Origin of the sequence: Lwoffella lincolnii (assembly GCF_002014765.1) — a bacterium.
Lineage (GTDB): Bacteria > Pseudomonadota > Gammaproteobacteria > Pseudomonadales > Moraxellaceae > Psychrobacter > Psychrobacter lincolnii.
The window spans coordinates 87,265-102,979 of record NZ_MUYT01000002.1 but is presented as its reverse complement, the minus strand read 5'-3'; the positions used below and the strand labels follow the sequence as shown (position 1 = coordinate 102,979).

Genomic DNA, 15,715 nt, shown 5'->3' with positions numbered 1-15,715 from the left:
ATGACAGTGATACTCACCCATCAACAGCAAGCGATATTGAGCCTTTGGCAACAAGTCAATGCGTCATTGACTGCCTATCACAAACTATTGACCCATTTTGGGTCAGCAAGGTCGGCTCTTGATGCTGGTGGGCAGGCTTGGGCAAAGATTGGCATTCATGCCACACATGTGGCTCGCCATCAAGACACAGATAAAAGTCAGCAGGTGTTAGAGCAGATTGAGCGGTCTGTTTATCAAGGTGAGTATCAGCTAGTCTTTGCTGATGGCAAAGATTATCCTCAACAATTAAGCCATCTATATGACCCACCACCGTTGCTGTTTGTCAAAGGCAACGTAGCACGCTTGCAAGATGCCCAAATTGCCATTGTTGGCAGTCGCAAGCCCACGCCACACGCACAAAAAATCACCTTTGACATGGCACAATATTTGGCTGAGCGGGGCTATGTCATCACCAGTGGCTTGGCTCAAGGGGTAGATAAGCAAGCTCACCTTGGGGCGTTAGAACAAAGTTCACCTGAACAACTTGGACGCACTGTGGGTGTGATGGGCACTGGCATTGATGTCTGTTATCCCAGCAGTCATGCTTTGCTGTTTGAGCGTATTGTTCAGACAGGGGGCTGTTTGGTAAGTGAGCTGTTACCCAGCACTCCCGCCAGTAAGCACACCTTTCCACGGCGTAACCGTTTGGTTGCAGGTTTAAGTCTTGCCACCATTGTTACCGAGGCCACCGTCCAAAGTGGTTCACTCATCACCGCACGGCTGACCAGTGAACAAGGTAAGCAGGTCTTTGCCATACCCAGTCACATTGATAATGCCAACGCTGAAGGCTGTCACCATTTGATACGAGAAGGGGCAACGCTCATCTATCACCCTGAGCAAGTCATCGAAGATGTACAAACACAGCGACACATCATCAGCCGTATTAGCCAGCCCAATACTCAACCGCCAACGTATGCTCATCAGCATCAAACCAACAAACCGCACATCAATCAACCACCAGAAAATATCAACACTGACCAACCATCGACTTCAACCATCACCAGTGCCACCTCTGTATCACAAATCACTGTACCCACACACCTACAAGCAATCTATGCCCACATTGACTGGAGAGGCATAGACCTAGACAATTTAGCGGTTAAGTTGGGTAAAGATGTCCAAACCCTGCTGGTACAACTGATGGAGCTTGAGCTGATGGGGCTGGTCATGACTCAAGGTGGACGCTACCTAAGAGTTTAGCCAAGTTTAATTTGGTTTAATGGACAGACACCCAATGACCACCACCCAACCTTTGTTGTCATCATCATATCCATCTTGCATCACCACTGAGCCAATGATTGCCAGTCAATGGCTTAAACAAGGTGAGCTGTTGGCATACCCGACTGAGAGTGTGTGGGGTATTGGTTGTGATGCCATGAACGAGCAAGCTGTCATCAAGATACTGACCATCAAACAGCGTCATGTTAATAAAGGCTTGATTGTGCTGACGGACACCACTGAGCGACTCATTCCACTGCTGGTTACTTTAACCAATAAGCAACGCCAGCAACTTGAAAAAAGCTGGCAAGCCCAACACCTAAAAGACCAACCCCCACAAGCACAAACGCAAGCCAGCACATGGCTATTGCCCTTACCCCATGGCATTAACCTGCCCCATTGGCTGACTGGTGAGCATGGCAGTTTGGCAGTGCGAGTCATTGCCCACCCAATCATACAGCAGGTGTGTCGGCACATGGTGTCAGCCGATAATCCCTTTGGTTTTATTGTTTCCACCAGTTGCAACCCATCTGGACAAGCACCTGCCAAAACTTTGCCAGAAGCCATCTGCTATTTTGGCGATGATATCGGCTATTTGCAAGGTGATACTTTGGGTTACCATAAGCCCAGTCAAATCAAAGATGCCATCACAGGTAAAGTTATCCGCTAACAACGTTATCTGCCAACAACAAAGTTACCTACTAATAATCAACTGATTGGTTTTCTTTTTTTTGTTTTGGTGTTTTGTCTTGTCTGTCATGTTTCAATTTTTAATAACGCTTGTTTTTTGTCAATCCCCCCAGTGTAGCCACCCAGTGAGCCATCACTTCGAATCACTCGATGACAAGGAATGATGATGGAAATGGGGTTTTTACCATTGGCATTGGCAACTGCTCTGGTGGCGGTGGGCTTGCCAATACGCAAGGCTTGCTTGGCATAACTGATGGTCTGCCCATAAGCAATGCGTTGTAATTCTTGCCATACTCGTTTTTGAAAAACTGTGCCTTGTAAAAGCAAAGGAATGTCAAACGTTTGGCGATGACCAGTAAAATACTGCCTTAGCTGGTGTTCTAAGTTATCCATTTGCTCTATCAGTTCAGTTGCTGGATTGGCGATTGAATTGATGATGTGAGGTGATGCGGTTTGTTGGCAATAGACTGCATTGATAAAATCCAACCGACACAATGCCCAGTGTTGTTTTGAGTGTGGCTTTGAATGTGGTTTTAAGTTCTCTGCATGGTCTGACAGTATCCATTGGGCTTGTAACTGCCCCAATGGGCTGTTGATATGTTGAATACCATGAGTTTGCTGTGTTTGCTGGTCATTATCTAAAAAACAATGATGATGACGCAGGGTGATTGACTGAGTTAAATCATGAGACTGACACATCGGATTTTAATATCCTTAATAATAAATAAACATGCACCAACGTCAACAGGGTAAACAAAATAGATGATTGCTCAGGAATTGATAAACCCATAAACGTCCAGCTAATTGCCCTACAGTCTCCTGAGCCACGGAACACTTGTTTAATCACTTCAAACAATGGTAGGGTATTGACCATGTACTCAAGCCCAGCCCCACAACTGGGCAAATCATTGGACGGAAACCACTGCATGTATACATGACGATACGCCACCCCTGTTGCCCACGCAATCCCTGCAAAACTGCCCAGCCATAACGTGAGCTTTATCCAGCGTTTTTTAGGATTGATGAGCAGTGTCAATAAGGCAAATATACCCATGATAATCACCCCAATCCGCTGAAAAACACACAACTCGCACGGATACAATCCCAAATGTTTTTGTAAATAAAAAAAAGCAAAACTCATGGCAACCACAGACATCAACAGCAAAAACGCATTGATACTGCGATAAGATGTTAAAACATGTGGCATGGTGAGCGCCTTATTTAATTAAGTTAATTAAGCAAGTTAAATTGATTAACGATATTGTTTGATAAATTCATTAAACGCTTGTGTTTGCTCAGCTTCTAGCTCGCTTTGTTGCATAAGCGACTTCTCTGCCAGCACTTCATATTTTGCTTGTAGATGGGGGCTTAGGGCATGCCCCAATATTTGCTTACGATGATGCAACGCCAAATCATACCCCAACTGCCATGTACTGCCCAAACGTTTGCTGTCAGCCATCAGTTGTGCCGATAAAGTCAGCTCTGGGTTGCCCACTTTACCCTGCATCAGTGCCATGGCAGTGCGGTATTCGTTACCACCTTGCTTAGCGTCCAACAGACTTGCTAAAGGCAACATATTATTCATATGCTGGTTCATCCAAGTGTGTAGTGAGATTTCTTTACCTGCAACCAAAATGGTCAAGTCTTCTTTTAAGCCATCATTAACCACCCGCTCAAGGTTAATGGCAAGCTCATCGTCTTCTTGTGGCAACAGCATGGGTGAATCGGTTAACAGACAGTACAACGCCAACACTTCCAAAAAGCACGCACTGGATAAACGAATGCCCACATCGCTATAAGGGTCTAAATCAATGGCACGAAATTCCACATAAGCAATGCCACGATTTTCAAGCGCTTGGGTAGGTGTTTCTCCTACCTTGGTCACTTGTTTGGGACGAATGGGGCTATAGTATTCATTCTCAATTTGTAAAATGTGGTCATTTATTTGAATGGGGTTGCCATCAGCATCATCTACGCCAATATCGCTAAACTGAGCAAATGGCGTGCCAATCGCTTGTCGCAAGCCTTGGATATATTCAGGCAAATGATTGTAGCGAATGTCTAACTGGTCCTGCACGCTGTTGGTGTAGCCCAACTTACCCATGCGTAAAGATGTGGCATGGGGTTTATAAAAGGTCTTAGTATTTAATGGCTCAAGATCATGCTCTCGCCCTTTTAAAAAGCATGGGCAGACGCTGGGGCTTGCCCCAAACAGATACAGAACCATGCTGGTCAGACGTTTAAAATTGCGGATAAGCCCAAGATATTTTTGGTTTTTAAAACTGGTCAAATCATCATCACTGCCCACATCACGTTGCCAAGCGACAAACAAATCATCGCCAAAAGATAAATTATAGTGCAATCCTGCGATGGTCTGCATACGCCTGCCATAACGCACCCCAAGCCCACTGCGGTATAAGGTCTTAAGCTTACCACTGTTAGATGTGCCATAGTCTGCCAATGGAATGTCATCGTCATTAGATGACAGCATACACGGCATGGACAAAGGCCACATCAGCTCACCTTCTGGCAATGCCTGCTGTACCAAAACATGAAGTTGACGAAGCATGTTTAACGCATCTTTGACTGATGACTTAGGCTCAGTAATCAGCTCTAGCAGACTTTCTGAATAGTCTGTGGTGATGAAAGGGTGGGTCAGCTTAGAACCCAGTGCTTTGGGGTGGGGGGTTTGTGATAAAAACCCATTGGACTGCATACGCAAGCCTTCTTTTTCGATGCCACGGAGCATGCTGGCGGTCAAATCAGCATCTAACCAATCAGGTGGCGTAAAGGTCATATCAGCTTGGGACATGGGGGTAGATATGGGAGCAGATAAAGGGGCAAGTTGAGCAGAAGTGTGTGTGGGCATGGGAGACTCTTTTTATAAGGTTTATTCATCAAAACAGCAAAAACTGTGTATGGCGTAGATTTTATCCTATTTAACCGATGATGTGTATGATAAGCTGGCAATGTTTTAATGCCTTATTGAATAAGCAACAAAAAAACACCCACCAAAAGGTGGGTGTTCTTAGCTCTATATGATGAGCTTTGCGATTGATTAAGAAAAATCAAGCTCAGTTTCAAACCCTTTCAAGCTATGGCGAGCCATGGCAAGGTTTGATTTTTGACGGTCAAGTACTAGGTACAAAAATAAATTTTCATTACGAACCAATGGGCGTAGCAAGTGATATTGCTTGCCTAGTGTGATTAGAATGTCTTCGATAGATTCGTTCAGACCTAAGGCATCAGCGACTTTACGCTTAGCACGGATAACTTCTGTGTTACCAGCAGAAGCCAATTCAAGATCCAAACCAGTACCTAAAGTAGCCAAAGCAAGACCTGACTCGCTATCAACTAGGGCAGCAGCGATGAAGCCATCAACTTGGTTTAGTGCGTCTAAAGATAATTTAGCCATGATAATTTTCCTTTTAAAAGATTAAATTAAAATTATCGTTAATATAAATAATAATTACTTGTTAATTTTGTTTGTAAATGATAGTTCAGTCTATGGTTATAAACTTATTAACAGATAACAAATTATTTAACCTGTTTAACGACATGTTGGTTAAGAGAACATTGATATGGACAGAAAGTTAAGAAATTTATTAATGTCTCAACCCACATCAGAAAATATACCGAATAATGGGCTTGGTTGCAAGGGGGTATCTGATAAAGTGAGTAAACGGTTGATTGACTGGTTAATGATGCGAATGAATAAAGCTTTAAGTCATGGGAAATCAAGCAAAACCATGGTTTGTTGATTTGGTCGCTATTTGCTACCATTTATCGTACATGATTATCCAATTATTTTTATCAATGGTTACATTAAGGTAAATAAAACTAAATTGAAAATGATGAGCCACAACCGCACGTGGTGGTGGCATTTGGGTTGGTCACGGTAAAGCGTGAACCCTCTAGCCCTTCTGTGTAATCAACGGTAGAACCTTGTAGATATTGGTAACTCAATGAATCAACCACCAAGGTAACATCGTCATTGATAAAGCTGGCATCATCATCACCAAGTTCGTTCGCAAAGTTAAAGCCATAAGAAAATCCTGAGCAACCACCACCAGTAACATAAACTCGCAACATCAGGCTGTCATCGCCTTCTTCGATGCGTAGGCGACGCACTTTGTCGGCGGCGTTGTCAGTTAGTATCATGGTAGGGCTTGTCATGGCATGGTCTCTTTGATATGGCGTTTTGATACGGACGATTGCTTTTATGCTTTGATGTGGCATCAATTTGGCAATCATGATGGTGTCATTATGATGATGTAATATAGTATCATAATTCCATAAATCAAGCGTCTTAATTAGGTGTCTTAATGCGATTGCGTTTTAATAAGGTTGTGTTTTAATAAAGTCATGAGTAGTCAGGTCAAATGATAGAATTTAATGATGTCAGTGTGCGTCGAGATGGGCGTGTGCTGTTTAAAGATGTCAGCTTTCAGCTACACCCTAAGCAAAAGGTGGGTTTAATTGGTAACAATGGCACGGGAAAATCGTCCTTTTTTGCGGTGTTGTTGGGTGAGCTTGGTGTGGATACAGGTGAGGTGAGCATGCCACCTAACTGGCAGATTGCCCATATGGCACAGGAAGTGCCTGCCAGTGATGAGTTGGCGATGGATTATGTGTTGGCAGGTGATAAAGAATGGTATGAGCTGAATGCCAAGTTGTTGGCACAGTCTGAGCTTGATGGTGAGCAGATAGCTAAGTTGCATCAGCGATTTGATGAGATTGACGGTTATCGGATACCTGCTAAGGCGGCTCAGATTTTGGCTGGGTTGGGGTTTGCCACGCATCAGCATGATCATGCGGTTAAGGCATTTTCAGGTGGTTGGCGAATGCGATTAAATCTTGCACGCACTTTGATGAGTCGAGCTGATTTATTGTTGCTTGATGAGCCAACAAACCATTTGGATTTAGATGCCATTTTATGGTTGGAAGAGTGGATTGCTGGATTTGATGGGTTGGTGTTATTGATTTCACATGACCAAAGTTTTTTAGATGCTTGTGTGGGGCATATTTTACACATCGAATATCAGCAAATGATTTTATACACAGGTAATTACAGTCAATTTGTCCGCATTCGCAGTGAACGGCTTTCTCAACAGCAACAAGCTTATGAAAAACAACAAGCCACTCGTGCCCATTTAGAGGATTTTATCCGCCGTTTTAAAGCCAAGGCCAGCAAAGCCAAACAAGCCCAAAGCCGTATCAAACAACTGGAGCGTATGAGTAAGATTGCTCCTGTGATGGCAGACAATCCGTTTACCTTTGCTTTTTATGAACCTGCACAGCTGACCTCGCCTTTAATTGTGATGGACAATGCCAGCGTGGGCTATGATGGCGTGCCATTGATTCAAAACATTCGCTTACAGATTACCCCTGACAGTCGAATTGGGCTATTGGGTATGAATGGGGCAGGCAAATCAACGGTCATTAAAGGTTTGGTTGGTGAGTTGCCATTGTTACCAAATGACCTGTTATCAAACCATAAAGGCGTGATAGGCACACGCACTGTTGCAGACAGTCTGGCACTTGGCTATTTTAATCAGCATCAAATGGACGCATTAGACAGCGAAGCCACGCCCATGTTGATGTTACAAAGATTGGCAGGCAACACATCTGATGCCGACTTAAGGGCTTTTTTGGGCAGTTTTGACTTTCGTGGTGAGCGGATTGACACGCCCATCAAGCTGTTTTCAGGCGGCGAACGGGCAAGGCTTACGTTGGCACTGATTGTGTGGCAACGCCCTAATGTGTTGGTGCTGGATGAGCCTACCAACCATTTGGATTTACAGATGCGTCAAGCGTTAAGCTTTGCTTTACAAAACTTTAGTGGGGCGGTGATTTTGGTGTCACATGACCGAGAGATGATGGCCACGGTTTGTGATGAATTGTATTTGGTGCATGATGGCAGATGTGAAATTTTTGATGATGACATTGCGTCTTATGGTGTGTGGCTGTCGCAAGTGCGAAAAGAGCAAAGCAAAACCCTCCATCATGGCGCATGTGAAACAATAAAAAAATCTGAACAAGCCAATTTAAGTGTATCAAAAGAAGAACAACGCAAAAAATCCGCTGAGCAACGCAAACTGACCGCTCCCATTCGTCAACGCATTGAAACTGCTGAAAATGGCATTGAAGTCTTGGATAAACAGCTTGCTGATTTGGAAAATAAGCTTAGCAATACGGAGCTTTATGACGACAGCCGTAAAGCAGAATTATTGACACTATTGGATAAGCAAAAACAGCTACAAAGGCAGCACAGCGAGCAAGAAGAAGCATTGTTAATGGCAATGACAGAGCTTGAAGAGATGGAAAGCGGATTTGAATGATGAATTAAAATGAAGAAAAAAAGGAAAATTATGAGTGATAAAACCCACTACGACAGCCTAGGGGTGAGTAAAAACGCCACCGAAGCTGACATTAAAAAAGCCTATCGCAAACTGGTGCGACAATATCACCCAGATGTCAGCGATGCTCCTGATGCCGATGAAAAAATCGCTGAAATCAACAACGCTTACGAAACCCTAAAGGACAAAGACAAACGAGCCGAATATGATGCCATGTTGTCTAATCCATTTGCCAGAGCTGGCGGGTTTGGTGGCACAAAAAGCGGTGGTTTTGGTTTTGGCGGTCGCACACAAGGGAGCGGATTTAAATGGGAAGATTTAAAGGACCAGTTTGGTGAAAATTCACCGTTTACCAGTGGTAGTTTTCGCTTTGATGACATTTTATCTGCATTTGGCTCTGGCAGACGTAAATCATCACAATCTGGGTCTGCTGGGTCAAGAGCAAACGGCTTTAATTTTGATGCAGGATTTGACCCAGCTGGTTCATATGGTTTTGGGGACAGTGGTCAAGACCAGCATGCTGAGATTGAAGTGGAATTGGCATCAGTGTATACAGGCGATGATTATCATGTTCGCTTAAGCGTTCCCACACGTGGGGCTGACGGTCATATCCAAAATCAAGACAAGACGCTAAAAATTAAAATTCCCAAAGGCATCACCGAAGGTAAGCAAATCCGCCTGACAGGACAAGGGGCTGTCAGTTTAAGCGGTGGTTCAAATGGCGATTTGTTATTAAAGGTAAAAATAAAACAGGCTGATGGCATACGCATTGATGGAGCAGATGTGTATCAAACCATTAACGTTACCCCTTGGCAAGTGGCGTTGGGTGAACACATTACCGTGCAGACACCAGCAGGCAGTTTTGGCGTAACCATTCCTGCAGGCAGTCAGTCAGGCAGTAATTTACGGCTTAAAGGCAAGGGCATTCCTGCCAACGACGTGGGCGACTTGTATCTCACCTTAAACATCACCGCCCCAACCATTGACAATGATGCACAAAGACAAGCGTATGAGCAGTTAAAAGCGGTTTACAGTCATTAAATATCCCACATTAAATATCCCATACGGTTTATGGGCTGTTATTCTTATAGGTCGTTATTCTTGTGGGCTATGATGACTGAGTAAATCTTTTTCTCCATCATTGCCTTGGATTTCTGCTTCCACTTTCTGTAACAGATTGGGGTCAGGGGCGGTGTCTAATACCGCATCAATGTCTTGACATGCCAAGATTTTCTTGGCACGTTCTTTGGCAAGTTGTTTTTGGTTGTTGTCGGTTGCTGTGCTAAGTGTTGTCTTATTTGTGTTCATTGATGGGGCGATGGGTTTGTCGCTTGTGATTGAATGATTGGTGGTAAAGTGGCTGGCAAGATTAATGATGGCATCTTCTAATGTTTGGTCAAAGTTCATCATATAAATGGGCTCGGGTAAATTAAAGCCATTATTTTCAAGGGCATGTTTGGTCTCACGAATGGCGACACTGCGTGCTTTTGAGAAATCAGTTGTGGTTTGGTTTACCCAAACTTGAAAGCCAAGTAAGATGTTTGAATCCCCCACTTCTTTAATGACGGCCGTTGCTTTGGGTTCTTTTAGCACAAATTCTAACCCATCAATGGCATCTAATCCCACTTTAATGGCGGCTAATGGGTCGTTGTTGGCATCTACACCCAGCTCAAAGGTAAAACGTCTTTCTGGGTTTTTGCTGTAATTTAGGATAGTGCCTTTAAATACTTCTGAGTTTGGTAATCGTAAATGATTGCCGTCTAATGTCATTAAAATGGTTGCACGGCTGGTTAAACGCACCACAATGCCTTCATGGTCATTAATCACCACATGGTCACGAGAGCGAAATGGCTGCCTGATGCTGAGCATCAACGACGCAATGTAATTTTCGATGGTGTCTTTCACCGCAAAACCCACGGCAATCCCCAACACCCCAGCACCGCCTAACAGAGTGCCGATGATGGCTTCTGCTCCCATCAAGCTTAAGCCCAATATTAACCCCAAAATGATAAAAATCACTTTGGCGGTCTGAGCCAAAAGTTCTGCCACAAAAGGGTTGGGCGTGATGCGTTGCCAAAGATTATTGCGATTGGCAAGCCAACCGCCAAACCATGCCATCAATCCAAACGCCAATATGGCCACTAACATCAAAGGCATCGCCCTTAGCCAACCTTTGGCTTTGATGTATAGATTATTAAGTACGGGGGTTACGTTGTCTTGTACGTCCAGCGTGCGACTGATGCCATCTTCCACCGTGACCACGTTGCTGACTCGGCTGGCAAGTTTCACCGCTTGTGTGGCTTTTTTTTCATTGGCGGTTTCACCACTTAATTTTACCACCCCTTCATTGACGGTGACTGTGACCGCCATCAGCCCATCTACTTCAGCAAAAATCCCCCGAATGCGTTCAGCAATCTTATCATCATTAATCAGTGCAGGGTTGCTTTCAATTGTACCGTTGATTTCGATGTCATCGGTTGGCGTGGGTAAGCTTGTGTCATCATTGGCGGTTGCTGTGTTGTTGGCTAACTGGTCATCAGATGACTGATTGCCAGATAACTGATTGCCAGATAATATGGTATCCACCATCAATAGCTCTTCAGCAACGGCATGGGCAGATGGGGCAAACAGCCCACTGCTGACAATGAACACAACGGTGGTAAGATAAGATAATAAAGTTTGACGCATTAATGAGTTATTCATGGCTAATGGGTAATGGGTGGTTTTTTATCTCTTTATGATACTGTATTTTAATTGTGCGATGTCAAATTTATGTCAAATTTTATGTTGTTTGCATAAATATAAAATTTAATATTAATAATCAACATTAATCATAACACCACAAAAAAACGGTGTCTTTGCTGATGACATATCAGCTTAGTCTGCGTCCAACAGCATTTGGGCTTCACCCAAATCTAGCGTGCCTTCATATATCGCTCGCCCTGTGATGATGCCTTTAAGGTATTGAGCATGTGGTTTGAGCGTGTGAATGTCGCTGATGTCGGTTACCCCGCCAGAAGCAATGACAGGCAGACCGCTTTGTTTGGCAAGATGAATGGTTTGCTCCACATTAACCCCCTGCATCATGCCATCACGAGCAATGTCAGTATAGACAATAGATGACACCCCCATATCCGCAAAGTGTTTGGCAAGTTCCACTGCCTTGATGTCGGTTACCGTTGCCCAGCCATGCGTGGCGACCATACCATCTTTGGCATCAATCCCCACCATGATATGCCCTGCAAACTCACGGCATGCTTCTTTGACAAATGCTGGCTCTTCTACTGCCTTTGTGCCAATGATGATGTCAGTTAATCCTGCATTCAGATAATGCTCAATGGTGGATAAGCTGCGTACGCCACCTCCTAACTGAATGGGCAACTTTGGGTGAGCTTTGGCAATGTCTGCCACCACCTCTTTATGCACAGGCACACCGTCAAACGCCCCATTTAAATCCACCAAATGTAGCCGTCTTGCTCCTTCACGCACCCAGCGGCTTGCCATCGCCACAGGGTCATTGCTAAATATGGTGTCATCATTCATGCGTCCTTGTTTAAGACGCACACATTTGCCATCTTTTAGGTCAATGGCAGGAATGATGATGGGGCAAGATTGGGGTGATGGTGGCAACATTGACATGATGATTTCCTTGAGTGTTGTTTTTAAAGCATTATTTTTAGATGGGCAGTTTTTAGACGTGCATTGACTAAAGTTGAGACAAAAATGATGAAAAATAACATCTGACTGTAATTTTAGGTGAATTTATCGTATAATCCTAGATGATATTACATTTATATTTTGGTTGTCAGTCGCCACCGAGTTGATTTTAACGTGCTGTCAAGGCGTTTAGGTCAGCGTTATCATTGGCATTATTCCAGTTACGTTAAAATGAGTTATATTAAAAGTCGTTCAGCTTTTTTTTAAGTGGTTGGTAAGTGGTTTGGCTGGTGTGTTTTAAGTTAGTTAGAACAAGTGTTTGCTTATGATTACCATCAAAAAAGGACTCGATGTGCCCATTGCTGGTGAGCCAAACGATCAGATTACTGAGCATACGGCACGCCATATTGCTTTAGTGGGCTACGACTATGTCGGTATGAAGCCCACCATGAATGTTAAGGAAGGCGATACGGTTGCTAAAGGGCAACCCATCTATGAAGACAAAAAGCGGGTGGGGGTCATCTACACAGCCCCAGCCGCTGGCAAAGTGATTGCCATTAACCGTGGTGAGCGTCGTGTGTTTGAAAGCTTGGTCATTGAGGTTGACCCAAATGGTGAAGAGATTACCTTTGATGTCTTTGCCAGTGATGAGCTTGCCAGTTTGGACACAAAAGTTGTCGAAGCACAGCTTATCAAATCAGGCGAATGGACAGCATTTCGCAGTCGTCCTTACAGTCGCACGCCAGAGATTGGTTCCAGACCTGAGGCGGTGTTTGTCACAGCAATGGATACCAACCCTTTGGCAGTCAACCCAATGACGCTCATCAATCATGAACGACAAGCTTTTGATGATGGCTTGGCAGTCATCTCAACACTGACCCCCATCACCTATGTGTGCCATCATGGCGATGCCAATTTATCTGGCATTGATAAAACAGCACCCAATAATCGCACTGAATACCACGCCTTTGCTGGCGTGCATCCCGCTGGCTTGGCAGGCACACACATTCATTTTTTGCATCCTGTTAGCCGTCATGTCACCGTATGGACGATTGGCTATCAAGATGTCATTGCCATTGGTAAATTATTTACCACAGGTAAACTTTTTACCAAACGCTTGATTAGCCTTGCAGGGCCTCAGGTTACCACACCGCATTTGGTGGCGACCGACCGTGGTGTGGCGTTAGATGAAATTACCCAAGGTCAGCTTAAGGCAGGCGATAACCGCATTATTTCAGGTTCGGTGCTATCAGGGCGTAAAACCATTGCCAGCACAGCCTATTTGGGCAGATTTCACAATCAAGTCAGCGTGCTAGAAGAAGGGTATGAACGCCCTACCTTGCACTTTTTTAGTTTGGGAGCAAATCGCTTCTCTAAATTGCCGATTTATGTGTCGCACTTTATGAAGAAAAAATTCAACTTCACCACATCGTCGAATGGCTCACCTCGTGCCATGGTACCGATTGGGGTGTTTGAAGAGGTGATGCCACAAGATTATCTGCCCACTCAGTTGCTCAAAGCCTTGATTGTTGAAGACATCGTACAAGCGGTGGAGCTTGGGGCGTTAGAATTGGATGAAGAAGACTTGGCATTGTGTACCTTTGTGTCGCCAGGTAAATATGAATTTGGTGACATATTGCGTGACAATTTGACACGCATTGAGATGGAGGGCTAATCCAATGAAGTTTATCCATAATGTGTTTGATAAGATGGGCCCTGCTTTCTCAAAAGGGGGTAAGTACGAGAAGTACTATGCTGTCTTTGAGATGTTTGATACCTTTTTTCGTCAACCTGGCACAACCACCCATTCAGCAGCACATGTGCGTGATGGCATTGACCTAAAACGCATCATGATTACCGTGTGGCTGTGTACTTTCCCTGCGATGTTTTTTGGAATGTACAATGTTGGTCATCAAGCCTTGATGGCAATCGCTCAGCTGGGGCTTGAGCCAACAGGTTGGCGTACCATCATCACCAACATGGCAGGTTATGACCCAAATAGCATTTGGGCAAGCTTTGTCTATGGGGCAATGCAGTTTTTGCCCATTTACATTGTTACGTTTGTGGTTGGTATTCTTTGGGAGATTATTTTTGCGGTGGTGCGTGGACATGAAGTCAATGAAGGCTTTTTTGTCACCTCTGTGCTTTATGCCTTGTGTTTACCCCCTGACATTCCATTATGGCAAGTGGCACTTGGCATCACTTTTGGGGTTGTGGTTGCCAAAGAAGTGTTTGGTGGTACAGGTAAAAACTTTCTTAACCCTGCCTTGGCAGGTCGGGCATTTTTGTACTTTAGCTATCCTGCTTATATGTCAGGTGACAGCATTTGGACGGCGATCGATGGCTTTTCTGGCGCAACCCCATTGGGTTTGGCGGCCATTGGTGTGACACCAGAGCAATTTAGCAATGCTTATGGTCAAGCCATCAGCTGGACAGATGCCTTTTTGGGCAACATGCAAGGCAGTATTGGTGAGGTCTCCACCCTTGCGATTTTGCTTGGGGCGGTTGGATTGATTTGGACTCGCATCGCATCGTGGCGGATCATGGCTGGCGGCGTGATTGGCGTGGTGGTTACTGCCTTGCTGTTCAATGTGTTTGGTTCAGAAGAAAATCTGATGATGAGCATGCCATTTTATTGGCATTTGGTGTTGGGTGGATTTGCCTTTGGGATTGTGTTTATGGCAACCGACCCTGTGTCAGCGGCCCAAACCAATAAAGGACGCTGGCTTTATGGTATTTTGATTGGTGTTATGACCGTGCTTATCCGTGTGGTTAACCCTGCTTTTCCAGAGGGGATCATGTTAGCCATCTTGCTCGCCAACTTATCTGCCCCATTGTTTGATTATTTTGTTACCCAAGCCAACATCAAACGCCAAAATGCACGGAGAATGAGTCATGTCTCAGCCCAAAAATAAGTCTAAAAGTAATAACTTAAGTACCATTGCCGTTGCCTTAACCTTGTGTTTGGTCTGTTCGGTGTTGGTATCGGCAGTGGCAGTGGGGTTAAAACCCAAACAAACTGAAAATGTTAATCTTGACCGTAACAGAAACATCTTATTGGCAGCAGGTGAGTTGCAAGAAGAAGATGACAGCGAAGTGGTTAAGCAAAAGTTTGCTGACTTTGAGCCACGCATCATTGATTTACAGACAGGCAAAGTTGCCACCGATGAACAGCTTAAACAAGCAGGCATTGAGGATGTCAACGCTTATGACACCAGTTCGGCATCAAAGATAGCCAATCTGAGCAATGACTTGGGTGATGATGACCCTGCCAATATTGGGCGTGTGCCTAAGTTTGCCAAAGTTTATGTTAAAGAGGGGACAGATGGTGCAACCGAGGCGGTGGTATTGCCCGTTTATGGTTATGGGTTGTGGGGAACGATTTATGGCTTTTTGACCATCGGCTCAGACATGAACACCATCGAAGGCATCAGTTTTTATTCTCATAAAGAAACCCCCGGTTTGGGCGCACGCATTGAAGAATCTCAATGGCGGGCCCAATGGAAAGGCATCAGTGCTTATGATGAACAAGGCAATGTTGCCACTGGTGTGACCAAAGCAGGTAACCATAAAGAAAATTATGTCGATGGCATCAGTGGAGCAACGTTGACAGGGCGTGGGGTGAATAATTTCATTCAATTTTGGCTGTCTGAGCGGGGTTATAAGCCATTTTTGGATAACATGAAAGAAGGTCAAATTTCAGCAGCCACCGCTAACAGCATAAATTCAAGCACAGATAAGGAGATATGAGC

At 44.5% G+C, this 15,715-nt stretch carries 14 protein-coding genes; 7 read left to right on the top strand and 7 right to left on the bottom strand.

Annotated elements, in window-relative coordinates; translation table 11 throughout:
• Positions 1-1,239 (top strand): DNA-processing protein DprA, encoded by a 1,239-nt coding sequence (gene dprA / locus B0682_RS01785; protein WP_078306391.1) that lies wholly within the window; start codon positions 1-3, stop codon positions 1,237-1,239.
• A 55-nt stretch (positions 1,240-1,294) separates the two neighbouring features.
• Positions 1,295-1,927, top strand: coding sequence for an L-threonylcarbamoyladenylate synthase (locus tag B0682_RS01780; protein WP_078306446.1), 633 nt, complete (start codon positions 1,295-1,297; stop codon positions 1,925-1,927).
• 86 nt (positions 1,928-2,013) lie between these two features.
• Here B0682_RS01780 and B0682_RS09580 read toward each other — a convergent pair whose 3' ends face one another.
• From B0682_RS09580 to erpA, 5 genes are all read right to left on the bottom strand, one after another.
• Positions 2,014-2,646, bottom strand: a complete 633-nt coding sequence (locus B0682_RS09580) for a methylated-DNA--[protein]-cysteine S-methyltransferase (RefSeq protein ID WP_078306390.1) — start codon at positions 2,644-2,646, stop codon at positions 2,014-2,016.
• A complete protein-coding gene (locus tag B0682_RS01770) occupies positions 2,630-3,154 on the bottom strand; it encodes a disulfide bond formation protein B (RefSeq protein ID WP_078306389.1) in 525 nt (174 codons plus the stop codon). Before B0682_RS01770 ends, B0682_RS09580 begins: the two co-directional genes overlap by 17 nt.
• 45 nt (positions 3,155-3,199) lie before the next feature.
• Positions 3,200-4,759, bottom strand: coding sequence for a glutamate--cysteine ligase (gshA, locus tag B0682_RS01765; protein WP_078306445.1), 1,560 nt, complete (start codon positions 4,757-4,759; stop codon positions 3,200-3,202).
• Positions 4,760-5,005: 246 nt separating this feature from the next.
• Positions 5,006-5,362: a hypothetical protein gene (locus tag B0682_RS01760; RefSeq protein WP_078306388.1), complete on the bottom strand. Its 357-nt coding sequence runs from the start codon at positions 5,360-5,362 to the stop codon at positions 5,006-5,008.
• A 425-nt stretch (positions 5,363-5,787) separates the two neighbouring features.
• Positions 5,788-6,123, bottom strand: coding sequence for an iron-sulfur cluster insertion protein ErpA (gene erpA, locus B0682_RS01755; protein ID WP_078306444.1), 336 nt, complete (start codon positions 6,121-6,123; stop codon positions 5,788-5,790).
• A 206-nt stretch (positions 6,124-6,329) separates the two neighbouring features.
• Here erpA and B0682_RS01750 point away from each other — a divergent pair, with 206 nt between their 5' ends.
• Both B0682_RS01750 and B0682_RS01745 read left to right on the top strand, forming a co-directional pair.
• On the top strand, positions 6,330-8,288 hold the full coding sequence (locus B0682_RS01750) for an ATP-binding cassette domain-containing protein (RefSeq protein WP_078306387.1): 1,959 nt from the start codon (positions 6,330-6,332) through the stop codon (positions 8,286-8,288).
• Between the two features lie 30 nt (positions 8,289-8,318).
• Positions 8,319-9,347 carry a DnaJ C-terminal domain-containing protein gene (locus B0682_RS01745; protein ID WP_078306386.1) on the top strand — a complete coding sequence of 343 codons (1,029 nt, stop codon included), beginning with the start codon at positions 8,319-8,321 and terminating at the stop codon, positions 9,345-9,347.
• A gap of 54 nt (positions 9,348-9,401) precedes the next feature.
• On the opposite strand, the gene B0682_RS01740 is transcribed toward B0682_RS01745, so the two are convergent.
• Together B0682_RS01740 and hisA are read right to left on the bottom strand one after the other, a co-directional pair.
• Positions 9,402-11,009 carry a mechanosensitive ion channel family protein gene (locus B0682_RS01740; RefSeq protein WP_240494812.1) on the bottom strand — a complete coding sequence of 536 codons (1,608 nt, stop codon included), beginning with the start codon at positions 11,007-11,009 and terminating at the stop codon, positions 9,402-9,404.
• A gap of 174 nt (positions 11,010-11,183) precedes the next feature.
• The gene (gene hisA, locus B0682_RS01735) at positions 11,184-11,939 is read right to left on the bottom strand and encodes a 1-(5-phosphoribosyl)-5-[(5-phosphoribosylamino)methylideneamino]imidazole-4-carboxamide isomerase (RefSeq protein WP_143823236.1); all 756 of its coding nucleotides are present in this window, start codon (positions 11,937-11,939) and stop codon (positions 11,184-11,186) included.
• Between the two features lie 349 nt (positions 11,940-12,288).
• Between hisA and B0682_RS01730 the strand changes: the two genes are divergently transcribed.
• Genes B0682_RS01730 through B0682_RS01720 form a run of 3 tightly spaced genes read left to right on the top strand, consistent with a single transcriptional unit; the run spans position 12,289 to position 15,713 of the window.
• Complete coding sequence (locus B0682_RS01730; protein ID WP_078306383.1) at positions 12,289-13,638, top strand: Na(+)-translocating NADH-quinone reductase subunit A; 1,350 nt, start codon at positions 12,289-12,291, stop codon at positions 13,636-13,638.
• A 4-nt stretch (positions 13,639-13,642) separates the two neighbouring features.
• Complete coding sequence (locus tag B0682_RS01725; RefSeq protein ID WP_078306382.1) at positions 13,643-14,878, top strand: NADH:ubiquinone reductase (Na(+)-transporting) subunit B; 1,236 nt, start codon at positions 13,643-13,645, stop codon at positions 14,876-14,878.
• Entirely contained in the window at positions 14,859-15,713 is an 855-nt protein-coding gene (locus B0682_RS01720) for a Na(+)-translocating NADH-quinone reductase subunit C (RefSeq protein ID WP_078306381.1), read from the top strand. Before B0682_RS01725 ends, B0682_RS01720 begins: the two co-directional genes overlap by 20 nt.
• Positions 15,714-15,715: the final 2 nt, after the last annotated feature.